This window comes from Micromonospora sp. DT178 (genome assembly GCF_049841695.1).
Taxonomy (GTDB): Bacteria; Actinomycetota; Actinomycetes; order Mycobacteriales; family Micromonosporaceae; genus Micromonospora.
This window is the reverse complement of the sequence record NZ_JBNCKV010000002.1, coordinates 445,416-467,825: the sequence shown is the minus strand read 5'-3', so window position 1 is coordinate 467,825 and position 22,410 is coordinate 445,416. Positions and strand designations below refer to the sequence as shown.

The window sequence follows — 22,410 nt, the reverse complement described above, 5'->3', positions numbered from 1 at the left end:
GCCCTTCCGGTGGGAGCCATTAGACCTGTATGCGCGTTTTGATCTGTATACGGTGTCCGTACCGCCCGGCCACCGGCGCACGTACGGGACTCCGACAGGTTCGGGCGGTGCCCGGCCGTACGCCCGGGTCGTCAGCAGCGGCAGCCGGCGGGCGCGGGACGCCGGGAGTCGGCCGAGGGGTGGGCATGACCGAGTGGTGGCTGTGGATGTACGTCGCCGCCATGGCGGGCGGGGTCGTGCTGTTCAGCCGGTGGCGCGCGGACCCGCGGGGCGTTCCGCGCAGCGAGTACCGGGTGGCGATCGCCATCCCGCTCTGGTCCGGCTCCTGGTACCTGCTCATGGCGCTGGGCGGCGGGCGCACGGAGGTGGCCGGCCACACGCTCTACTGGGCGCGGTACGTCGACTGGGTGGTCACCGCCCCGCTGTTGCTGGTGGCCCTGATGCTGACCGCGACGCACTCCCTGCCCGGGCGCTGCTGGCGGCTGATGGGCGTCCTCGCCGGGGCGAACGTGGTGGTCATCCTCAGCGGCCTGCTCGCCGACCTCACGCCCGACGGCGTGGCCCGCTACACCCTGTACGCGATCGGGGTGCTGGCCCTGCTCGCGGTCTACGCCCTGATCTGGGGACCGCTGCGCGCCCACGCGCACCGCCAACCGGAAGAGATCGCGGGGGTGTACACGGAGGCCGCGCTGCTGCTCAGCGCGCTCTGGGCGGGCTATCCCGTGTTCTGGATTCTCGGCCCGTCCGGCGTCGGCCTGCTCAGTTCCGCCACCACCAGCCTGCTCCTCGTCGTGCTGTCCATCGTGTCGAAGGTGGGCTGGAGCATCCTCGATCTCGGTCGGCTGCGCGCCCTGTCCACCCGTGGTCGGCTCACCGTCGTCTGACCCGGTGCCCGGGGTCGGCCCCCGGGTGCCGGTGTCGGACGACCGGGCGCCCGCCCGGACCCGACGGGCGCCGGCGCGCACGACCGGCACGGCGGAGGGCCCGGGGCGGCCGGACCGGCTGCTGCGGCGCGTCGGCACGGCGACGCAGCTCGCCCTCGCCGGGCTGCTGGCGTCGTCCCCGCTGATCGACGCCGCCGGGCCGGGCGGCTCGCCGGCCTTCCTGGTCGCGGGACTGCTCCTCGGGCTCCCGCACGGCGCGGTCGACCATCTCGTGCCCGCCCGGCTGTCGGCGCGCGCCCGGCCGCTGTCGGCGCGGGTGGCGCTGCTGGCGGCCTACGCCGCCGTGGCCGGCGCCGGGCTGACGGTCTTCCGGGCCGCGCCGGACCTGGCGCTGGTCGGGTTCCTCATCGTGTCGGTCGTCCACTTCGGCACCGCCGACGTGGCGTTCCACGCCGAGCGGGACCGCCGGCCGGTCCGGCCGGGGGTGACGGCCGTGCTCGCGTACGGGGGACCGCCGGTGGTCGTCCCGTTGGCGCTGTGGCGGGAGCAGGTCGACCCGTTGCTGGCGGCGGTGGCCCCTCAGGCGCCGGCGCTGCTCACCGACGAGGTGCGGGCGCTGGCACTGGCCACGGTCCTGGGCGCCGTCGCGGTCACCGCGATCCGGGACGTGCGAGCGGGACGCGTCCGCGACGCCGTCCAACCGGTCCTGCTCGCCGGGCTGTTCGGTACCGTGCCGCCGGCCCTGGCCGTCGGGGCGTACTTCGCGGCCTGGCACTCCTGCCGCCACGTCGCCCGGCTGCTGCGGCACGACCCGCGCAACACGGCAGACCTGGCGGCCGGACGGGTCGGGCCGCCGCTGCGTCGCTTCGCCCGGCAGGCGGCGGCTCCCACGGCGGTCGCGCTCGCCGCCCTGACCGCCCTGCTCACCTGGCCCGGCCACCGGGCGGACCCGCTGCCCGCGACGTTCGCCGTGCTGGCCGCGCTGACCCTCCCGCACGCGGTGCTGGTCGCCTGGGCGGACCGACGCGCGCCCCGGCCGCCACGCCGGGCGGGTGACGGGCTGCTCCCCCGCCGGGGTGCCCGGCGCCGCGGTTGACCGGGCACCGGGCCCCGGTCACCACCGCCGGGCACCGGGTCCGGTCACCACCGCAGGGCGCCGGGGGCGTCGGGCGGGACCGCCGGGAGGCGGGGTGCCACCGGCGCCAACCGGCGGTACGGCGCACCGAGCGGCGGCCTCGGGTCCACGTCGCCCTTGTTGGGCCAGAAGGACATCGCGCGTTCCGCCTGGGCGGTGATGGTCAGCGACGGGTTCACCCCGAGGTTCGCCGAGACCGCCGCGCCGTCGACCACGTGCAGCCCCGGGTGGCCGAACACCCGGTGCCACGGGTCGATCACGCCGTCGGCCGGGGTGGCGCCGATCACCGCTCCGCCGAGGATGTGGGCGGTCATCGGGATGTCGAACGGCTCGGTCAGGGCGCCGCCGGGCGTACCGCCGATCTCCTCGGCCAGCAGGCGGGCCGCCTGGTTGCCGGCCGGGATCCAGGTCGGGTTGGGCGCGCCGTGGCCCGGCCCGGAGACCAGGTGGCGGCCGAACGGGCCACGTCGCAGCCGGGTGGTCAGCGAGTTGTCCACCGACTGCATGACCAGGGCGATCACCGTCCGCTCCGACCAGCCGCGCACCGACAGCAGCCGGGCCGCCGTGCCGGGCTGGCGCAGCAGGACCCCCACCCAGCGGCGGAGCCGGCGCGGCCCGCCGTCGACCAGCAGCGACTGGAGCAGGCCCATCGCGTTCGAGCCCCGGCCGTAGCGGACCGGCTCGACGTGGGTCTGCGGGTCGGGGTGGAACGAGCTGGTGATCGCCACGCCCTCGGTGAAGTCGAGCCCCTCGGCGCGGGCCCGCCGCCGGGGCACCGAGGCGCCGAGGATCGCCTCCGAGTTGGTCCGGGTCAGCTCGCCGAGGCGGGGCGAGAGCGCGGGCAGGGCGCCCTCCGCCCTCATCGTGTGCAGCAGCCGCTGGGTGCCGAGCGCCCCGGCCGCGAAGACCACCTGGTCGGCGTGGATCACCTGTCGCCGCGCGCGCAGCCAGGCCCCCGTGCGCACGGTGTGCACCGCGTACCCGCCGCCGTCGGCCGGGCGGACGGCGGTGACCGTGGTCAGCGGGTGCACCCGCGCGCCGAGCCGCTCGGCCAGCCACAGGTAGTTCTTGACCAGCGTGTTCTTCGCACCCCGCCGGCAGCCGGTCATGCACGCGCCGCAGTGCGTGCAGCCGGTGCGCTCCGGCCCGGCGCCGCCGAAGTAGGGGTCGGTGGCCCGCTGGCCGGGCCGGCCGATGAACACGCCGACCGGGGTGGCGTGGTGGGTGTGCCCCACCCCCATCCGGTCGGCCACCGCCCGCATCGCCCGGTCCGCGCGGGTGACGAGGGGGTACGTGGTGGCGCCGAGCATCCGCTTCGCCTGGTCGTAGTGGCCGGCCAGCTCGTCGCGCCAGTCGGTGACGTCCCGCCACTGCGGGTCGGTGTAGAAGGCGTCCAACGGCTCGTAGAGGGTGTTGGCGTAGACCAGCGAGCCGCCGCCGACCCCGGCGCCGGAGAGCACCAGCACGCCGCCGCCGGCCTTCCGGTCGGCCGGACGCAGCAGGGTGAGCCGCTGGAGGCCGTAGCAGCCGAGGCGGGGCGCCCACAGGAACCGCCGCAGCCGCCAGGAGGTCTGTGGGAACTCGTCGTCGGCGAAGCGGCGCCCGGCCTCCAACACCCCGACCGAGTAGCCCTTCTCGGCCAGCCGGAGCGCGGTGACGCTGCCGCCGAAGCCGGACCCGATGACGAGCACGTCGTACCGCATGACCGCATCATTACCGCTCGGTAGCCATCGCGCCAGCGCCCGATTTCGCGGGATCATGCTCCCGTCCGCGATCCGGAGGCACCCGCCCGCAACTCGGTGCCCCCGTCGGGGCGTTGTCATCACCGGGGGTGTCGCATGACTCAGCGGACAGGGGCGCCACGCCCGCGATGGGTGCTGGGGCTCGCCGCCCTGGCGGCCGTGGTCCTGGTGGCCGTGGGCGCCCTGGTGGTCACCCGGCTCGTCCGCGACGACGGGCCGCGGCGCGCGATCGGGCCGACGGGCGGCACCGGGACGCCGCAGGCCAGCCCCACCCCCAGCCCGACCGCGCCGCCGGGTGCCGGCATCACCGGCCCGCTCAACCTCCTGCTCGTCGGGGTGGACACCCGGGTCAGCGTGCCGGGCTGGGAGCCGCACGGCGACGCCGTGCTGGTGCTGCACGTGCCGAAGGGCCTCGACCGGGCGTACCTCTTCTCCCTCCCCCGCGACCTGCTGGTCGACATCCCGGCCTTCCCGAAGGCCGGCTACCGCGGCGGGAGGACCAAGCTCACCCACGCGATGAGCTACGGCAGCCGGGTGCCCGGCAAGCCCAGGCAGCCGAGCACCGCCCAGGGGTACGAGCTGCTGCGCAGCACGGTCAGCGGCTACACGGGACTGCGCTTCGACGCCGGCGCGGTGCTCACCTTCAACGGCTTCGACCGGCTGGTGGACACCCTCGGCGGGGTGGACCTCTACGTCGACCAGCGGGTGGTCTCGCTGCACCGCCGTCCCGACGGCCGGCACCGGGAGCCCGCGCCGGGCGGCGGGGGCTACGTCGGGCCGCAGATGGTCTACGAGAAGGGCGAGCGGCACCTCACCGGCTGGCAGGCGCTGGACTACGCCCGGCAGCGCTACGTCACCGGCGGCGGCTACGCCCGGCAGCGCCACCAGCAGCAGCTGATCAAGGCGCTGGCCACGAAGATCCTCGGCGAGGACCTGGCCCGGCAGCCGGAGCGCGTCCAGCAGGTGGTCGACGCGCTCGGCGACACCCTGGTCTACGCGGGCGGGCCGCGCGTCGTGGACGTCGCGTACGCCCTCGGCGGGCTCACCCCGGAGAGGTTCGTGCTGGTCGACCTGCCCGGCGCGGGCGTCGGCAAGGGCAGCGGCTACCGGGGCGAGGAGCTCACGTCGACCGGGCGGAAGTTCCTCACCGAGCTGCGCGCCGGCCGGGCCGACGCCTACCTCGCCGCCAACCCGAAGCTGCGCGTCACCCGCTGAGCGCCGTCACCGGCGCTCGTGCGGGCGGAGGGCGCTCGGACGGCGGGGGGCCGTCACCGGCGCTCGGGGCGGGCGGGGCGCTGCGTGCCGTACAGCCACGCCTCGAAGAGGTCGTCGAGCTGTTCGCCCGAGACCCGCTCGGCCAGCGCGACGAACTCGGCCGTGGTCGCGTTGGCGTCGCGCTTCTGCGCCGCCCAGGTCTTCAGGATCTCGAAGAACGCCTTGTCGCCGACGGTCACCCGCAGCGCGTGCACGGTCATCCCGCCGCGCTGGTAGACCGACTCGCTGAACAGGTTCTCCGCCCCCGGCTCGCCCGGCGGCGTCCGCCACACCTGGCCGGACGAGCCGGCGTAGCGGGCGTCGAACGCCTGCTGGGCGGTGCGCCCGCCGTCGTGCTCAGCCCACAGCCACTCGGCGTACGTGGCCAGGCCCTCGTTGAGCCAGATGTCCTGCCACTTCGCCAGCGACACGCTGTTGCCGAACCACTGGTGCGCCAGCTCGTGGGCGACCACGCCGGTGTTCTCGCCGCCGGAGAAGAAGCTCGCCGAGTAGACCGGGCGGCTCTGCGTCTCCAGGGCGTACCGGATCCGGGCGTCGGAGACCACCACGCCGCCGTACGCCCCGAACGGGTACGGCCCGAACACGCTCTCCAGGTGGTCGGCCACCTCGACCGTGTCGGCGATCGACCGGTCCGCCGCGCCCTCCGGCAGGTCGGTGGTGACCGCGTGGAACACCGGCCGTCCCTTGTGCTCGCCCTCGGTGATCCGGAACTTCCCGATGACGACGGTGCTCAGGTAGCTGGCCATCGGACTGCGCTCGGCCCACTTCCAGGTGGTCCAGCCGCCGGTGGTGCTCCTCCCCGCCGGCACACCGTTGCTGACCGCCGTCAGCCCCTTCGGCACGGTGATCTCGAAGTCGTAGGTGGCCTTGTCCGAGGGGTGGTCGTTGACCGGGAACCACGTGCTCGCCGACTCGGGCTGGCCGAGCGCGATCGCCCCCTCGTCGGTGTGCAGGAAGCCCCCGACGCCGAGGGCCTCGTTGCGCAGCGGCTCCGGCTCCCCCTCGTACGCGATCTCGGCGACGAAGCCGTTGCCCGCGATCAGGCCCCGGGCCGGAGTGACGACCAGCTCGTCGCCCTTGCGGGCGTGCTTCGCCGGGGCCCCGTCCACGGTCACCGACCGCACGGTCAGCCCCGCCAGGTCCAGGTTGAACGCGGACAGGTCGCCGGTCGCCGCCGCCTGCACGGTGGTGGTCCCGGTGAGCCGGTCCTCCGCCGGGTCGTAGCGCACCTTGACGGTGTAGCGGCTGACGTCGTACCCGCCGTTGCCGTAGGTCGGGAAGTACTCGTCGCCGGCGCCGGCCGCCCCCGGCGTGAACTGGCGCGACGCCCCGGGCGAGGGGGCGCCCGGGGTCGGGGCCGGCTCGTCGGCCGACCCGCATCCGGCCAGCCCGAGCGTCCCGGCCAGCAGCAGGCCGGTGCCCGCGTACAGCGTCCGCCGCGACAGCGTCATCGCCTCGTCCCTCCCTGCGCCGCCGGCTGCCCACCGGCGGCCCCCTGGCGGACCCGCGCCCGGCGGGTGCCGCTCGCCCGGGCCGGCCGCGCGGAAGCGGCCGGTGCGGCGCCGGGGTCCGGCGGGCAGCCTACCGAGCGCCGCCGGAAGCCCGGGCCCTGCCCGCCCGGCTCACGGCAGCGCGGGGGCGCTCCCGCCGACGAGCCAGGCGTCGAGGAGCGGACGCAGGGGCTTCCCGGCGACCCGCTCGGCCAGCGCGACCAGGTCGTCCGTGGTGGCGTTGCCGTCGCGCCGCTCGGCGGTCCAGGTCCGCAGGATGCGGAAGAACGTGTCGTCGCCGACCGTGCGGCGCAGCGCGTGCACGGCCAGCGCGCCGCGCTTGTAGACGGCCGAGCCGAACAACTCAGACCGTCCGGGGTCGACGGACGGCCGGGACCAGTCGGTCGCGGCGTACTCCAGCTCGAAGGTGCGCTGGGCGGTGCGACCGCCGTCGTGCTCCTCCCACAGCCACTCCGCGTAGGTGGCGAAGCCCTCGTTGAGCCAGATGTCGCGCCACCGGCTCAGCGCCACGCTGTTGCCGAACCACTGGTGGGCCAGCTCGTGCGCGACCACCCCCGGGTTGGGCCGCCCGCCACGGAAGAAGCCCGGCCCGTAGACCGGCCGGGACTGGGTCTCCAGCGCGTAGCCGATCCGGCCGTCGGTGACCACGACCCCGCCGTAAGAGTCGAACGGGTACGGCCCGAACCGGCTGGCCAGGAAGTCGGCGATCTCGCCGGTGCGGGCCAGCGAGGCGGCCTCCGGCCCGGTCGCCGGCAGGCTCGCCGGGACCGCCGTGACCATCGGCCTGCCGGCGTGCGTGCCGCTGCGCACCCGGTAGTCGCCGATCACCAGGGTCGTCAGGTAGCTGGCCATCGGCGACCGCTCGGCCCAGCGCCAGGTGGTCCAGCCGGCGGCGCTCGTCCGCTCCCCCGGCACCCCGTTGCTCAACGCGGCCAGCCCGTCCGGGACGGTCACCTCGATGTCGTACGTGGCCTTGTCGGACGGGTGGTCGTTGACCGGGAACCAGGTGGCCGCCGACCAGGGCTGGCCGAGGGCGATGGCGCCGTCGGCGGTGTGCAGGAAGCCGCCGCTGCCGAGCTGCCCGTCGGCCTTCGCCGCCGGCACGCCGGAGTAGTCCACCTCGACGATGAACCGGGCGCCCTCGGGAAGGCCGTCGCGCGGGGTGACGACCAGCTCGTCGCCGTCGCGGGCGGACCCGGCCGGCCGGCCGTCGACGGCCACCCGCGACACGTCCAGCCCGGCGAGGTCCAGGTTGAACCGGGACAGCGCCGCGGTCGCGGTGGCCGTCAGCGCGGCCCGCCCGGAGAGCCGGTCGGTCGCCGGGTCGTAGCGCACGGCGAGGCGGTAGCCCGCGACGTCGTAGCCGCCGTTGCCGGCCCCCGGGACGTACGGGTCGGCGAGGTCGGCCGCCCCCGGCCGGAAGCCGCCCCGCTCGTCGCCCTCGGTGCAGGCCGCGAACACCAGGGCCGCGACGACGGCGACGGCGAGCGCGGGGCGGATCCGACGGCGGGTACGACGCACCGGCCGAGCCTATCGGCGCGGCCGGTGCGGGTGGTGCTGCTTGCGCAGGTCAGCGGTCGAGGACCAGGCCGACCTTCTGGAACTCCTTGAGGTCGCGGTAGCCGCACTTGGCCATCGCGCGGCGCAGGCCGCCGAAGAGGTTGAGCTGGCCGTCCGGCTCGTCGGCAGGGCCGAAGAGCAGCTGCTCCATCGAGCCGAGCGGCTCGCCGGCGGTCTCGAACGCGCCCCGGGGCAGCGACGGGTGGCTGGCGGCGGAGTGCCACCAGGCGCCGCCGGCCGGCGCCTCGGCGCAGAGCGACAGCGGCTCGCCGAGCATCACCGCGTCGGCGCCGCAGCCGAGGGCCTTGGCGATGTCGCCCGAGGTCTGGATGTCGCCGTCGGCGATCAGGTGCACGTACCGGCCGCCGGTCTCGTCGAGGTAGTCCCGGCGGGCCGCCGCCGCGTCGGCGATCGCGGTCGCCATCGGCACCCGGATGCCCAGCACCGACTCGGTGGTCGACCACTCGTCGCCGCCGATGCCGACGATGACGCCGGCCGCGCCCGTACGCATCAGGTGCAGCGCCGTCTTGTAGTCGGTGCAGCCGCCCACGACGACCGGGAGGTCCAGGTCGGCGATGAACTCCTTGAGGTTGAGCGGCTCGTCGGTGGTCGAGACGTGCTCGGCGGAGACGATGGTGCCCTGGATGACCAGGATGTCCACGCCGGCGTCGAGGATCACCGGGGCCAGCGCCAGGGTGTGCTGCGGGGAGACCCGCACCGCCACCGTGCCGCCGCCGGCGCGCAGCTCGCGGACCCGCTCGGCGATCAGGTCGGGGCGGATCGGCTCCGCGTAGACCTCCTGGAGGCGCTTGGTGGTGCGGGCGTCCTCGTCGAGCCCGGACAGCTCCTCCAGGACCTTGGTCGGGTTCTCGTAGCGGGTCCACAGGCCCTCGACGTTGAGCACGCCGAGGCCGCCCAGCTGGCCGAGCCGGACGGCGGAGGCCGGGCTCATCGTCGCGTCCGAGGGGTGCCCGACGCAGGGGATGCCGAACTGGTACGCGTCGAGCTGCCAGGCGGTGGAGACGTCGTCGACGTCCCGGGTCCGGCGGCTCGGCACGATGGCGATGTCGTCCAGGTGGTAGCCGCGCTGCGCGGTCTTGCCCAGCCCGATCTCGACCACGTCACGCATGGGGGACTCCAGTTGTCGCAGGGGGGATGGTCAGCGGGAGTGGTAGTTGGGCGCCTCGACCGTCATCTGGATGTCGTGCGGGTGGCTCTCCTTGAGCCCCGCCGCCGTGATCCGGATGAGCTGACCGCGGCGGTGCAGCTCGGGGATGCTCTCCGCGCCGACGTACCCCATCGCCGCCCGCAGCCCGCCGGTGAGCTGGTGGGCGACCGCGGACAGCGGGCCGCGGTAGGGCACCTGGCCCTCCACGCCCTCCGGGACCAGCTTGTCCTCGGCGAGCACGTCCTGCTGGAAGTAGCGGTCCTTGGAGTACGACTTGCCCTGGCCCCGGGACTGCATCGCGCCGAGCGAGCCCATGCCACGGTAGGCCTTGTACTGCTTGCCGTTGATGAAGATCAGCTCGCCGGGGCTCTCCTCGCAGCCGGCCAGCAGGCTGCCCAGCATCACCGTGTCCGCGCCCGCGACAAGTGCCTTGGCGATGTCGCCCGAGTACTGGATGCCGCCGTCGCCGATGACCGGGACGCCGGCCGGCCGGGCGGCACGCGACGCCTCCATGATCGCGGTGATCTGCGGTACGCCCACCCCCGCGACGATCCGGGTGGTGCAGATCGCGCCCGGCCCGACGCCGACCTTCACGCCGTCGGCGCCCGCCTCGACCAGCGCCCGGGCGCCGGCGTAGGTGGCGATGTTGCCGCCGACGATGTCGATCGTCACGTCCTTCTTGAGCTGGCGGACCATGTCCAGCACGGCCCGTTGGTGGCCGTGCGCGGTGTCCACGATGAGCACGTCGACGCCCGCGTCGACAAGCGCCCGGGCCCGCTTGTACGCGTCGTCACCCACCCCGACGGCGGCGGCGACCCGCAGCCGGCCGGCGTCGTCCTTGGTGGCGTTCGGGTACTGCTCGCTCTTGGTGAAGTCCTTGACCGTGATCAGCCCACGCAGCCGGCCCGAGTCGTCGACGATCGGCAGCTTCTCGACCTTGTGCCGGCGCAGCAGGTCGAGGGCGTCGTCCTTGCTCACCCCGACCGGGGCGGTGACCAGCGGGGTGCGGGTCATGATCTGGTGGACCGGGGTGGCCGGGTCGGAGACGAACCGCATGTCGCGGTTGGTGACGATGCCGACCAGCTGGCCCTCGCCGTCCACGACGGGCACGCCGGAGATGCGGTAGCGCCCGCAGAGGGAGTCGACGTCGCGCAGCGTGTCGTCGGGGCTGGCGGTCACCGGGTTGGTGATCATGCCGGACTCGGAGCGCTTCACCAGGTCGACCTGGAGCGCCTGGTCCTCCAGGGAGAGGTTGCGGTGCAGCACGCCGATGCCGCCCTGGCGGGCCATGGCGATCGCCATCCGGGCCTCGGTCACCGTGTCCATCGCGCTGGAGAGCAGCGGGATCGACAGGTCGATGTTGCGGGTCAGCTTCGTCACGGTGTTGACCCGGCTGGGCACCACGTCCGACTCGCCCGGCTGGAGCAGCACGTCGTCGAAGGTCAACCCGAGCGGAACCACCCGGGCGGAACCGGCGGGCAACTCCGGCAGGTGGCCGCCCAGCTCGCCGCTGTCGGCGCCGGCCGGAAGATCGGTGCTGGGCGAAAATTCCACGATTGCTCCCCTGAGCTGCTCGGACGGGCTTCAGCGAGGTGGCGCGGGCGGGCACCGGCACACGCCGGGTGACGGGCGCGTCGTCCCATCGTACCCACCGACCTGGGCCGACTCCGGCCGGTGGCGGCGCAGGTCACCGACGGCCGGGGGCGGACGCGGCCCTGGCGTTGGGTCTACGGTGAGGGGGTGCACGACGAGCCCATCGACCCCTTCAACGGCGACCCGGCTGATCCGGCCGCCGGCCTGCACGATCCGGGCGACGACGCCCCGCTCGACCCGCTGACGGACGTCGAGCGACAGGACGTGCTGGAGGATCTCGCCGACCTGGAGATCTACCAGGCGCTGCTGGCGCCGATCGGGGTGCGCGGGCTGGTCATCGAGTGCGAGGACTGCCGGGAGCCGCATTACTTCGACTGGGACCTGCTGCGGGGCAACCTGCGTCACCTGCTCAGCTCGGGGCGCCCCCGGGTGCACGAGCCGGCCTACGACCCCGACCCGGACCACTACGTCACCTGGGACTACGCCCGCGGCTACGCGGACGGGGTGCACGACACCCTGACCGAGGGCGCCGACGAGGAGCCCGACGCCGAACGCTGAGGCGGGCCGGGGCCGCACCGGGTGGGCTCAGGCCGCCCGCCCGGCTCCGCGCGCCGGGGCCCTCCGGCCGGCCGTACGGCTCAGGCCACCAGGCCGCGCGCCGGGGCCGTACGGCTCAGGCCACCAGGCCGGCGCGGAAGCCGGCCGCCACGGCGTGCGCGCGGTCCCGCGCGCCGAGCTTGCGGAACAGCCGCCGGGCGTGGGTCTTCACGGTGTCCTCCGAGACGAACAACTCCCGGCCGATCTCGGCGTTGCTCTTGCCCTCCGCCATGCCCAGCAGCACCTGGAGTTCGCGTTCGGTGAGCCCGACCTGGGACCGGCCGCCGCGCGGGCCGGGCCCGCCCCGCCGTCCCGGGGGCGTGGCCTCCGCCGGCTCGTCGGCGGGCTCGGCCGGGTCGTCGCCGCGCTGCGCCGGCACCACCGTCGGCGTGCCGCCCGGGCCGTCGGGGGCCGTCGCCGACCAGGTGGGACCCGGTTCGGCAGGCGGCCGGCCGGCCTGGCCGGTACGGGCGGGACCGCCGACCGCCGCGGTGTCCCGGGCCGGGTCGGTGACCGGGCGCCGGGCCGCCCGGCCGGGCGACGAGAGCAGCAGCAGGGCCTTGGCCACCGCGCTGGTCAGGTCCTGGTCGACGCCCTGGATGAGGCCCCGGGCGCCCGCGCTGATGGTGGCCGCGGCGGCCTCCGACTCCTCGGTGCCGAGCAGCAGCACGGAGGCCTGCGGCGCGCGGGCGAGCACCCGCCGGACGAAGCCCGCGCTGTCCGGCCGGGTGAGGGCCGTGTCCGCGAGCACCACGTCGGCGGGGCGCTCGGCCAGCCGCAGCATCACCTCGGGATCGGAGACCGCCGTCCGCACCACGGCGGACAGCCCGAGCCGTGCCGCCGCGGACGCGAGATGCTGCGCCGCGAGCGGTGTCCGAACGCACACGAGAACCGTACGCACAGTGGTCTCCTCTCCGTCCAGAAGCAGACCATGACCGGGTCGGGTCGCGAGGGGGTTCGGGCAATCCAACGAACTTTTCCGACAAGTGGGGCATATGCCGCCAGTTGCCGGAAGTTTTCGATCACAGGTGTGTGAGCCGGCGACGCCCCGGGTACGGAGGTCCCAGGCCGGAAACGGCGCGCCTGCGCGGACCGTCGCCCGGACGCCGATTCACCAGGATCTGCGCGGTGCCGCGCGGGAGGAGGGGTGCTGATGTCGAACGTACGCAGACTGCCCGGACCCATCGTCGACCTCTGGGACTGGCAGCGGCTCGGTGCCTGCCGGGGCCGGGACAGCGCGCAGTTCTTCCACCCGGACGGGGAGCGTGGCTCGTCCCGCCTGCGCCGGGAGTCCGGCGCCAAGGCCGTCTGCCGCGCCTGCCCGGTCCGGGCCGAGTGCGCCGCCCACGCCCTCGCCGTGCGCGAGCCGTACGGCGTGTGGGGCGGCTTCAGCGAGTCGGAGCGGCTGCGGCTGCTCGCCGTCGGCTGGGAGGACCTGGCCGACCGCCGCCAGAGCCGGGTGGACGTGGCCCGACTGGAGGCCCGCCTGGGCCAGCCGCACCGGTCGACCGTCCCCGCCCAGCGCAAGATCGCCTGAGCCGGCGGCCTTCGAGACCACACCGACGCCGCGTCCCCGCCCGGGGACGCGGCGTCGCGGCGTTCCCGGCCGCGCGGGCACCCCGCACCCGGGGCCCGGGAGGGCGCTCAGCGCACCGTGACGGTGACGGCGTGCCAGCCGGTGGCGCCGTCCGGGGCGACCGCCTGCCGCCGCCCGGTCTGCGTCTCGCCGGTGACGTCGGTCGCCCGGACGGAGAGGGTGTGCTCCCCCGGGGTGGCGTCCCACCGCCACGACCACTGGACCCAGGTGTCCACCGAGACCACGGGAGCCAGCTCCGCCTCGCGCCACGGCCCGTCGTCGACGCGTACCTCGACGCGGCGGATGCCGCGGTGCTGCGCCCAGGCCACCCCGGCCACCGTGACGGCGCCGGCGGTGAGCCGGTTGCGCGGGCGGGGCGTGTCGATCCGGGACTGGGTCTTCACCGGCCCCTGCGCCGACCAGCCGCGCGGCACCCAGTACGCGTCGAAGTCCGCGAAGCTGGTCAGCTCCAGCTCGGTCACCCACTTGCAGGCCGACACGTAGCCGTACAGGCCGGGCACCACCATCCGCGCGGGGAAGCCGTGCCGCACCGGCAGCGGCTCGCCGTTCATCCCCACCGCCAGCAGCGCGTCGCGCCCGTCCCGGAGCACGGCGGTCGGCGTGCCGCAGGTCCACCCGTCCACCGAGCGGCCGACGACCTGGTCGGCGCCCTCCTCCGGCTCGGCCTCGTCGAGCAGCTCCCGGATCGGCACGCCCAGCCAGCGCGCGTTGCCGACGAGGTCCCCGCCCACCTCGTTGGAGACGCAGGCGAGGGTGACGTACCGCTCGACCATCGGGCGGGCGAGCAGGTCGGCGAAGCTCAGCTCGATCTCGTTGCGTACCCGCCCGTGGATGCGCAGCCGCCAGGTCTCCGGGTCCACCTGGGGCAGCACCAGCGCGGTGTCGATCCGGTAGAAGCCGAAGTTCGGCGTGACGTACGGGGCGAGCTGGGTCAGCGACAGGTCCGCCCCCGCCGGCACCGTCGGAGCGGGCGCCGCCGGCGCGGGCAGCGCGACGGCCTCCCGGGCCGCCGACACCCCCCGCCGGCCGGCGAGCCACCGACCGCCGAGCCCGGCCACCCCGGCCGCGCCGACCAGCAGGCCGGCCCCGGTCAGGAACCGTCGCCGCGACGCCGGGTCGCTGGGCTCCAACGGCTGCGCAGGCGCCGCGGCGGGCGGCGGCGCGGGCGCCACGGCGGGCGGCGGCGGCGTGGGCGCCTCGGTGGGCGGTGGCGTGGGCGGGGACCAGGGCCACGGGTCGAGTTCGAGCGGACCGGCGACGAAGGCCCAGAGCACCGCCGCCCCGAGCCCGGCGCCGACCAGCGAGGGCAGCGCGTCGGTGGGCCCGGCGCCGGCCCGGGTCACGGCGGCGGCCACGCCGAGGGCGGCGAAGGCGGCGATGCCGGCGAAGCCGATCGCCAGCCGGCGCAGGGAGAGCACGCCGAGCAGCGCGGCGAAGGCGGCGAGCAGCAGGCCCGTCCCGACCAGCAGCGCGATCTTGTCGTACGTGCCGAAGAGTGCGATGCCGAGCTGCTTGAGCGGCTCGGGCACCGTGTCGACCACGAGCCCCCCGACGGCGACCAGCGGCGCCGAACGGGGACCGGTCAGCACCGCCACCAGCTCGGCGGAGCCGATCGCCACCGCGGCGGCGGTGACCCCGGCCAGGGCGGCGTAGCCGCGCGTCGTGCTGCTCATCGGGCCAGTGTTTCCGATGCACCGGCCGGCCGGTAGTCGCGCCGGCGCCCGCAAAGGCGTCGGGGCGCACCGTCACGCGGACGGTGCGCCCCGACGAGGCGTACGGCGAGGGTCAGAAGCCCGGGCCGTGCTGGTGGCCGTGGCCGTGGCTGTGGCCGTGCCCACCGGCGGCCGGCTCGGCCTTCTCCGGCTTCTCCACCACGAGGCTCTCCGTGGTGAGCAGCAGCCCGGCGATCGACGCGGCGTTGGTGACCGCGTTGCGGGTCACCTTCACCGGGTCGACGATGCCGGACTTCGCCAGGTCGACGTACTCGCCGGTGGCGGCGTCGAGCCCGTGGCCCCACTCCTTGCCGGCGACCTTGTTCACGACGACGTAGCCGTCGTGGCCGGCGTTCTGGGCGATCCAGCGCAGCGGCTCGACCAGCGCCTTGCGCACGATCGAGACGCCGACCTTCTCGTCACCGGTGAAGCCGAGGTCGTCGTCGAGCACCGACAGGATCTGCACCAGGGCGGCGCCGCCGCCGGGGACGGTGCCCTCCTCGACCGCGGCCTTGGTCGCGGCGATCGCGTCCTCGATGCGGTGCTTGCGCTCCTTCATTTCGACCTCGGTCGCGGCGCCGACCTTGATGACCGCGATGCCGCCGGACAGCTTGGCCAGCCGCTCGGCGAGCTTCTCCCGGTCCCAGTCGGAGTCCGAGGCCTCGATCTCCTTGCGGATCTGCGCGACCCGGTCGGCGACCTCGCTCGACTTGCCTCCACCGTCGACGACCGTGGTGTTCTCCTTGTCGACCACGACGCGCCGGGCGGTGCCGAGCACCTCCAGGCCCACCTGGTCGAGCTTGTAGCCCAGCTCGGGCGCGACCAGCTCGGCGCCGGTGAGGATCGCCATGTCCTGGAGCATCGCCTTGCGCCGGTCACCGAAGCCGGGGGCCTTGACCGCGCAGACCTTGAGGGTCTTGCGGATCGAGTTGACCACCAGCGTCGACAGCGCCTGGCCGTCGACGTCCTCGGCGATGATCAGCAGCGGCTTGCTGTTCTGGAGGACCTTCTCCAGCAGCGGCAGCAGCTCCTCGATCGCCGAGATCTTCTGCGTGGTGATGAGGATGTACGGGTCCTCCAGGACCGACTCCTGCGACTCCACGTCGGTGACGAAGTTCGGCGAGATGAAGCCCTTGTCGAACTGGAGACCCTCGGTCACGTCCAGCTCGGTGTGCAGGGCGGAGCCCTCCTCGACGGTGATGACACCGTCGCGGCCGACCCTCTCCATCGCCTCGGCGATCAGCTCGCCGATCGTGGCGTCCTGCGCGGAGATCGTCGCGACGTGCGCGATCGACTTCTTGTCGGCGACCTCGACCGCGCGGCCGAGCAGCGCCTCGGAGACCTTGGCGGCCGCCGCGTCGATGCCCCGCTTGAGGCCGGCCGGGTTGGTGCCGGCCGTGACGTTGCGCAGGCCCTCGCGGACCATCGCCTGGGCCAGCACGGTGGCGGTGGTGGTCCCGTCGCCGGCGACGTCGTTGGTCTTGGTCGCCACCTCCTTGACCAGCTGCGCACCGAGGTTCTCGTAGGGGTTGGTGAGCTCGATCTCCTTGGCGATGGTCACGCCGTCGTTGGTGATCGTGGGCACACCGAACTTCTTGTCCAGGACGACGTTGCGCCCGCGCGGGCCGAGGGTGACCTTGACCGCGTCCGCGAGGGCGTTGACACCGTGCTCGAGCAGGTGCCGGGCGTCGTCCGAGAAGCTCAGGATCTTCGCCATGAATGTCCCTTCGAAGCGTCGTCGCCCCGGCCCGGCGAGCCGGACCGGGGCGACGACACTGATCGGTTGCTTACTTCTCGATGACCGCGAGGACGTCGCGGGCGGAGAGCACCAGGTACTCCTCGCCGGCGTACTTGACCTCGGTGCCGCCGTACTTCGAGTAGATGACGGTGTCGCCGACGGAGACGTCAACCGGGATCCGGTTGCCCTTGTCGTCGATCCGGCCCGGGCCGACAGCGAGGACGGTGCCCTCCTGCGGCTTCTCCTTGGCGGTGTCGGGGATCACGATGCCCGACGCCGTGGTGGTCTCAGCCTCGTTCGCCTGGACCAGGATCCGGTCCTCGAGCGGCTTGATCGCAACCTTGGTCGCGGTAGTCACGGGCATACCCTCCTGGGGTACTGGTTTCGTTACCGGTCGGCGAGCCGACCGGCGTCAATCTGCCACATGCCACCGGGCGGGGCCGTCGTCGCGGGTGCCGGTCCGCCTGGCGTTCAGCGCCCGGGCCACGAGGCCCGGAAGCTGGCACCCTCGGGGTGAGAGTGCTAATCGCAGGTTATTCCTCGGCTAGCACTCCGTCAAGGAGAGTGCCAACCCGCCGGCCGGCGCGTCGGGTCCGCCGACCACAATGGCCGGGTGGATCTCGACCAACTCGCCGCCCTGCGTACGCCCGAGGGGTCGGCCGCGCTCGCCGCGGCCGCGCGGGTGGCCGGCGGCGACCCGCTGACCGCGGCGGCCGCGCTCCGCTCGGCCGGGCTGCCGGCCGGCCTGGCGTCGGCCGCCCTCACCCAGGCCGAGCTGCGGCGCCGGGCGGTCGGCAAGTTCGGGCCGGCGGCGGCGGGGATGTTCCTCACCCGGGCCGGCCTGGAGCAGGCCACCCGGGGCGTCGTCGCGGCCCGGCGGGCCGAGCGGCTGCGGGCCGCCGGGGTGCGCACGCTCGCCGACCTCGGCTGCGGCCTCGGCGCGGACGCGCTCGCCGCGGCCCGTGCCGGCATCCGCGTGTACGGCGTGGAGGCCGACCCGCTGACCGCCGCGATGGCCGCCGCGAACGCCGAGGCGGCCGGGCTGGCCGAGCTGTTCACGGTGGAGTGCGGCGACGCCACGGCGTTCGACGTGGACCGGGTCGACGGGGTGTTCTGCGACCCGGCGCGGCGCAGGGCGGGCACCGGGCGGCGGATCTTCGACCCGAACGCCTACTCCCCGCCCTGGGACTTCGTGGTCGGGCTGGCCGAGCGGGTGCCGCACACCGTCGTGAAGGTGGCGCCCGGCATCGACCACGCGCTGGTCCCGGCGGGCGCCGAGGCGGAGTGGGTGAGCGTCGACGGCGACCTGGTCGAGGCGGCCCTGTGGTGCGGCGAGCTGGCGCGGGTTCCCCGCCGCGCCACCCTGCTGCGCGACAGGCAACGGCCCCCCGTCGACGCCTCCGGCGCGGGAGGGGGGCCCGTCGACCGGCCGGCCGGCTCCAGCCAGCTGACCGGCTCCGGCGCCGCCGAGGCCACCGTCGGCCCGGCGCGCCGGTTCCTGTACGACCCCGACCCGGCGGTGGTCCGCGCGCACCTGGTCGCCGAGCTGGCGGAGACGCTGGGCGCGACGCTGGCCGACCCGAGCATCGCCTACCTCTACGCGGACGCGCCGACGCCGACGCCGTTCGCCCGCTGCCTGGAGGTCACCGACGTGCTGCCGTTCTCGCTCAAGCGGCTGCGGGCGCTGCTGCGGGAGCGTCGGGTCGGGCGGGTGGAGATCCTCAAGCGCGGGTCCGCCCTGGAGCCGGAGAAGCTCCGCCGGGACCTGCGGCTGGCCGGGGACGAGGCGGCCAGCCTGGTGCTGACCCGGGTCGCCGGGGCGCCGACGGTGCTGCTCTGCCGGCCGGTCGGGTAGCGCACCGGGCCCGGCATCGGCCGCCTCCGTGCTTTCGGCTCGCGGGTCGCGCGGGGCCGGGTTAGCTTGACCGTCATGGCGGGACAGGGCACTCCGGCGACCGCGCTGCTGACGAAGCGGAAGATCGCCCACAGCACCCATCCGTACGACGTCTCCCCGGACGCCCCGAACTACGGCGCGCTGGTCGCGGCGGCGCTGGGGGTGCCGCCGGAGCGGGTGTTCAAGTCGCTGGTCGCCGAGGTCGACGGCGCGCTGACGGTGGCGGTCGTGCCGGTCACCGGCGAGCTGGACCTCAAGGCGCTCGCGGCGGCGGTCGGCGGCAAGCGGGCCGCCATGGCCGACCGGGCGGTGGCCGAACGGGCCACCGGCTACGTGCGCGGCGGGATCAGCCCGCTCGGCCAGCGCCGGCGGCTGCCCACGGTGCTCGACTCGTCGGCGCTCGACCATCCCACCGTCTACGTCTCGGCGGGCCGGCGCGGCCTCCAGCTCCAGCTCGCCCCGCAGGATCTGGTGACGCTCACCGGGGCGGCCACGGCCCCGCTGTCGACCCGCTGAGCTGCGCCGCTCCCGGCGGCGACGAGAGAGCGCTCCCCCGCTCGGCGACGGGCAGGTGTCAGGGACGTTGCTGAATTGTTACTGCCGACAACAAACTCGCGACCTCGGTGCTCTTGTGCCCACGCCGCCGCGCGGAATACGTTGCCGGACACAACAAACCAACATCATCCCCCACCCCCGAAAGGACCCTGCTGATGCGCAAGGGCTTCCTCACCTTCGCTGCCGTGGGCCTGCTGGCCACCGGCGGCCTGACCGCCTGCGGCGACGACTCCGGTTCCGAGGCCGGCGGCTCCACCGAGAAGAAGCCGAAGATCGGCGTGATCCTGCCGGACAGCAAGTCCTCCGCCCGCTGGGAGGGCGCGGACCGCAAGTTCCTGGAGGAGGCGTTCAAGGCCGCCGGCGTCGACTACGACATCCAGAACGCCCAGGGCGACAAGACGGCGTTCCAGACCATCGCCGACCAGATGATCACCAACGGCGTCACCGCCCTGATGATCGTCAACCTGGACTCCGGCACCGGCAAGGCCGTGCTCGACAAGGCCAAGTCCCAGGGCGTGGCGACCATCGACTACGACCGGCTTACGCTGGGCGGCTCGGCCACCTACTACGTCAGCTTCGACAACGAGGTCGTCGGCAAGCTCCAGGGCGAGGGCCTGAGCAAGTGCCTGACCGACAAGGGCGCCAAGAACCCGGTCGTGGCCTACCTGAACGGCTCCCCGACCGACAACAACGCCACGCTGTTCAAGAACGGGTACGACTCGGTGCTCAAGCCGAAGTTCGACTCGAAGGAATACACCAAGGGCCCGGACCAGAACGTGCCGGAGTGGGACAACACCCAGGCCGCCACGATCTTCGAGCAGATGCTGACCCAGACCGGCGGCAAGATCGACGGCGTGCTCGCCGCCAACGACGGCCTCGGCAACGCGGCCATCTCGGTGCTGAAGAAGAACAAGCTCAACGGCAAGGTCCCGGTGACCGGCCAGGACGCCACCCCGCAGGGTCTGCAGAACATCCTCGCCGGCGACCAGTGCATGACCGTCTACAAGGCGATCAAGGAGGAGGCGAAGGCCGCCTCGGACCTGGCCATCGCGGTGGCCAAGGGTGAGAAGAAGGAGACCGGTCAGACGGTCAAGGACCCGGAGGGCGGCCGGGACGTCCCGGCGGTGCTGCTCACCCCGAAGCTGATCTTCAAGGAGAACGTCAAGGACGTCATCGCCGACGGCTTCGTCACCAAGGACGAGGTCTGCGCCGGGGCGTACGCCAAGCTCTGCGCCGACGCCGGCATCAGCTGACCCGTACCCGATTCCACGCGCACGCCGCCCGGCACGGACCCTGTGCCGGGCGGCGGTTCGCGCCGGACGGGATCCGAGACCTCCCCTCCACCTGAAGGAGACCCCCGTGTCCGCAACCCCCCTGCTGGAACTACGCGGGATCGACAAGAGCTTCGGTCCCGTCCAGGTCCTGCGCGACGTCGCCTTCACCGCCCACCCGGGCGAGGTGACCGCGCTGGTCGGCGACAACGGCGCCGGCAAGTCGACCCTCGTCAAGTGCATCAGCGGCATCTACCCCACCGACGCCGGCGAGTTCCGCTTCGACGGGCGGCCGGTGACCATCAACAGCCCTCGCGACGCCGCCGCGCTCGGCATCGAGGTCGTCTACCAGGACCTCGCCCTCTGCGACAACCTCGACATCGTGCAGAACATGTTCCTCGGCCGGGAGAAGCGCAGCGGCATCGTGCTCGACGAGCCGACCATGGAGCAGATGGCCGCCGACACCCTCGCCGGGCTGAGCGTACGGACCGTGAAGTCGCTGCGGCAGCACGTCTCCAGCCTCTCCGGCGGCCAGCGGCAGACCGTGGCGATCGCCAAGGCCGTGCTCTGGAACAGCCGGCTCGTCATCCTCGACGAGCCCACCGCCGCGCTCGGCGTCGCGCAGACCGCCCAGGTACTCGAACTGGTCCGCCGGCTCGCCGACAACGGCCTGGCCGTGGTGCTCATCTCGCACAACATGAACGACGTCTTCGCCGTCTCCGACCGGATCGCCGCGCTCTACCTCGGCCAGATGGTCGCGCAGGTGAAGACCACCGACATCACCCACTCGCAGGTGGTCGAGCTGATCACCGCCGGCCGTTCCGGCGGTCTCGGGCTCGCCGAGCCGGCCAACGGCGGCAACGGGCACGGCGCGGTGCCGGCCGACACCACCCCAGGAGGCGTCCGATGACCACGACCGTCGTGCAGAAGGACGGCCCGGCGGCCGTCACACCGCCGCCCACCCTCGGCGGCCACGTCCGCAACTACGTCGGCCGGGTCCGCGGCGGCGACATCGGGGCGCTGCCCGCCGTACTCGGCCTGGTCGTGCTCTGCACGGTCTTCTCGATCATGCAGCCGACGTTCCTCAGCGCCGGCAACTTCGCCAACCTGTTCACCCAGGGCGCCGCGGTCACGCTGATCGCGATGGGGCTGGTCTTCGTCCTGCTGCTCGGCGAGATCGACCTCTCCGCCGGCTTCGCCAGCGGCGTCTGCGCCGCCATCCTCGCCAATGTGGTCACCGTGCTCGGCTACCCGTGGTACGTGGCCGTGCTCGCCGCGCTCGTCACCGGCGTGGCGATCGGCACCACCCTCGGCTTCCTGGTCGCGAAGATCGGCATTCCCTCCTTCGTGGTGACCCTCGCCGGGTTCCTCGCCTTCCAGGGCATCGTGCTGATGCTGATGGAGGAGGGCGCCAACATCTCCGTCCGCGACGAGGTGCTGGTGGCCATCGCCAACCGCAACCTCCCGCCCGTCCTGGGCTGGCTGCTGGCCGCGGTGGCGGTCGCCGGCTACGCGGCCGTGCAGCTGCTCCGGCACCGTAAGCGGGCCGCCCGGGGCCTGGTGACCGACCCGATCGCGGTGGTGTTCGCCCGGATCGGCGGGCTGGCCCTCGTCCTCGGCGTCGCGGTCTTCATCCTCAACCTGGAGCGCAGCCGCAACGTCGTGATCAGCTCGCTCAAGGGCGTGCCGATCGTGGTGCCGATCATCGCGGTGCTGCTGGTCCTCTGGACCTTCGTGCTCCAGCGCACCAGCTACGGCCGGCACGTCTACGCTGTGGGCGGCAACAAGGAGGCGGCGCGCCGGGCCGGCATCAACGTGGACCGCATCCGCATCTCGGTCTTCGTCATCTGCTCCTCGATGGCGGCCGTCGGCGGTATCGTCGCCGCCAGCCGGGCCAACTCGGTGGACCCCAACACGGGTGGCAGTGACGTACTGCTCTACGCGGTCGGCGCGGCGGTCATCGGGGGCACCAGCCTCTTCGGCGGCAAGGGCCGGGTGCTCGACGCCGTCCTCGGTGGCGCGGTCGTCGCGGTCATCGACAACGGGATGGGCCTGATGGGATACAGCTCGGGGGTGAAGTACGTGGTCACCGGCGTGGTGCTGCTGCTCGCCGCGAGCGTGGACGCGTTCTCCCGCCGGCGTTCCACCGCCACCGGCAACCGTTGACCGCGCGGCACC

Annotated in this window: 19 protein-coding genes; 10 read left to right on the top strand and 9 right to left on the bottom strand. The window is 74.1% G+C overall.

The annotated features are described in order from the left end of the window. Positions 1-185 precede the first annotated feature (185 nt). Complete coding sequence (locus ACLQ22_RS05995) at positions 186-884, top strand: bacteriorhodopsin (RefSeq protein ID WP_425691374.1); 699 nt, start codon at positions 186-188, stop codon at positions 882-884. A 4-nt stretch (positions 885-888) separates the two neighbouring features. Continuing rightward, positions 889-1,980, top strand: coding sequence for a Brp/Blh family beta-carotene 15,15'-dioxygenase (locus ACLQ22_RS05990; RefSeq protein WP_425691373.1), 1,092 nt, complete (start codon positions 889-891; stop codon positions 1,978-1,980). A gap of 44 nt (positions 1,981-2,024) precedes the next feature. Here the strand turns inward: ACLQ22_RS05990 and ACLQ22_RS05985 are convergent, their stop codons facing one another. Continuing rightward, on the bottom strand, positions 2,025-3,722 hold the full coding sequence (locus ACLQ22_RS05985; RefSeq protein ID WP_425691372.1) for an FAD-dependent oxidoreductase: 1,698 nt from the start codon (positions 3,720-3,722) through the stop codon (positions 2,025-2,027). A 135-nt stretch (positions 3,723-3,857) separates the two neighbouring features. On the opposite strand from ACLQ22_RS05985, the gene ACLQ22_RS05980 reads away from it, so the two are divergent. Further along, positions 3,858-4,976 carry an LCP family protein gene (locus tag ACLQ22_RS05980; RefSeq protein WP_425691371.1) on the top strand — a complete coding sequence of 373 codons (1,119 nt, stop codon included), beginning with the start codon at positions 3,858-3,860 and terminating at the stop codon, positions 4,974-4,976. A gap of 53 nt (positions 4,977-5,029) precedes the next feature. Here ACLQ22_RS05980 and ACLQ22_RS05975 read toward each other — a convergent pair whose 3' ends face one another. The 4 genes from ACLQ22_RS05975 to guaB all read right to left on the bottom strand — a co-directional run bounded on the left by ACLQ22_RS05975 (position 5,030) and on the right by guaB (position 10,829). Continuing rightward, positions 5,030-6,487, bottom strand: a complete 1,458-nt coding sequence (locus tag ACLQ22_RS05975; RefSeq protein WP_425691370.1) for a M1 family metallopeptidase — start codon at positions 6,485-6,487, stop codon at positions 5,030-5,032. A gap of 171 nt (positions 6,488-6,658) precedes the next feature. Further along, positions 6,659-8,068, bottom strand: a complete 1,410-nt coding sequence (locus ACLQ22_RS05970; protein ID WP_425691369.1) for a M1 family metallopeptidase — start codon at positions 8,066-8,068, stop codon at positions 6,659-6,661. 49 nt (positions 8,069-8,117) lie between these two features. After that, positions 8,118-9,236 (bottom strand): GuaB3 family IMP dehydrogenase-related protein, encoded by a 1,119-nt coding sequence (locus ACLQ22_RS05965; protein WP_416605807.1) that lies wholly within the window; start codon positions 9,234-9,236, stop codon positions 8,118-8,120. Positions 9,237-9,266: 30 nt separating this feature from the next. After that, positions 9,267-10,829, bottom strand: a complete 1,563-nt coding sequence (gene guaB, locus ACLQ22_RS05960) for an IMP dehydrogenase (RefSeq protein WP_425691368.1) — start codon at positions 10,827-10,829, stop codon at positions 9,267-9,269. 186 nt (positions 10,830-11,015) lie between these two features. Between guaB and ACLQ22_RS05955 the strand changes: the two genes are divergently transcribed. Next, a complete protein-coding gene (locus ACLQ22_RS05955) occupies positions 11,016-11,426 on the top strand; it encodes a DUF5319 domain-containing protein (RefSeq protein ID WP_132230961.1) in 411 nt (136 codons plus the stop codon). A gap of 115 nt (positions 11,427-11,541) precedes the next feature. On the opposite strand, the gene ACLQ22_RS05950 is transcribed toward ACLQ22_RS05955, so the two are convergent. Beyond that, the gene (locus ACLQ22_RS05950; protein WP_425691367.1) at positions 11,542-12,366 is read right to left on the bottom strand and encodes a response regulator transcription factor; all 825 of its coding nucleotides are present in this window, start codon (positions 12,364-12,366) and stop codon (positions 11,542-11,544) included. A 252-nt stretch (positions 12,367-12,618) separates the two neighbouring features. Here ACLQ22_RS05950 and ACLQ22_RS05945 point away from each other — a divergent pair, with 252 nt between their 5' ends. After that, positions 12,619-13,002, top strand: coding sequence for a WhiB family transcriptional regulator (locus tag ACLQ22_RS05945; protein ID WP_089003203.1), 384 nt, complete (start codon positions 12,619-12,621; stop codon positions 13,000-13,002). 107 nt (positions 13,003-13,109) lie between these two features. Here the strand turns inward: ACLQ22_RS05945 and ACLQ22_RS05940 are convergent, their stop codons facing one another. The 3 genes from ACLQ22_RS05940 to groES form a co-directional block, all read right to left on the bottom strand. Beyond that, positions 13,110-14,735, bottom strand: coding sequence for a molybdopterin-dependent oxidoreductase (locus ACLQ22_RS05940; RefSeq protein WP_425691366.1), 1,626 nt, complete (start codon positions 14,733-14,735; stop codon positions 13,110-13,112). Positions 14,736-14,847: 112 nt separating this feature from the next. Further along, positions 14,848-16,491, bottom strand: a complete 1,644-nt coding sequence (groL, locus tag ACLQ22_RS05935) for a chaperonin GroEL (RefSeq protein WP_425691365.1) — start codon at positions 16,489-16,491, stop codon at positions 14,848-14,850. Between the two features lie 70 nt (positions 16,492-16,561). After that, positions 16,562-16,876, bottom strand: a complete 315-nt coding sequence (groES, locus tag ACLQ22_RS05930; protein WP_121399825.1) for a co-chaperone GroES — start codon at positions 16,874-16,876, stop codon at positions 16,562-16,564. Positions 16,877-17,125: 249 nt separating this feature from the next. Here groES and ACLQ22_RS05925 point away from each other — a divergent pair, with 249 nt between their 5' ends. From ACLQ22_RS05925 to ACLQ22_RS05905, 5 genes are all read left to right on the top strand, one after another. After that, positions 17,126-18,367, top strand: a complete 1,242-nt coding sequence (locus ACLQ22_RS05925; RefSeq protein ID WP_425691364.1) for a THUMP-like domain-containing protein — start codon at positions 17,126-17,128, stop codon at positions 18,365-18,367. 75 nt (positions 18,368-18,442) lie between these two features. Then, positions 18,443-18,922 (top strand): Cys-tRNA(Pro) deacylase, encoded by a 480-nt coding sequence (ybaK, locus tag ACLQ22_RS05920; protein WP_425691363.1) that lies wholly within the window; start codon positions 18,443-18,445, stop codon positions 18,920-18,922. A gap of 194 nt (positions 18,923-19,116) precedes the next feature. After that, positions 19,117-20,214 (top strand): sugar ABC transporter substrate-binding protein, encoded by a 1,098-nt coding sequence (locus ACLQ22_RS05915; protein WP_425691362.1) that lies wholly within the window; start codon positions 19,117-19,119, stop codon positions 20,212-20,214. Positions 20,215-20,320: 106 nt separating this feature from the next. Beyond that, positions 20,321-21,142, top strand: coding sequence for an ATP-binding cassette domain-containing protein (locus ACLQ22_RS05910; protein ID WP_425691361.1), 822 nt, complete (start codon positions 20,321-20,323; stop codon positions 21,140-21,142). After that, the gene (locus tag ACLQ22_RS05905; RefSeq protein ID WP_425691360.1) at positions 21,139-22,398 is read left to right on the top strand and encodes a sugar ABC transporter permease; all 1,260 of its coding nucleotides are present in this window, start codon (positions 21,139-21,141) and stop codon (positions 22,396-22,398) included. Before ACLQ22_RS05910 ends, ACLQ22_RS05905 begins: the two co-directional genes overlap by 4 nt. Positions 22,399-22,410 lie beyond the last annotated feature (12 nt).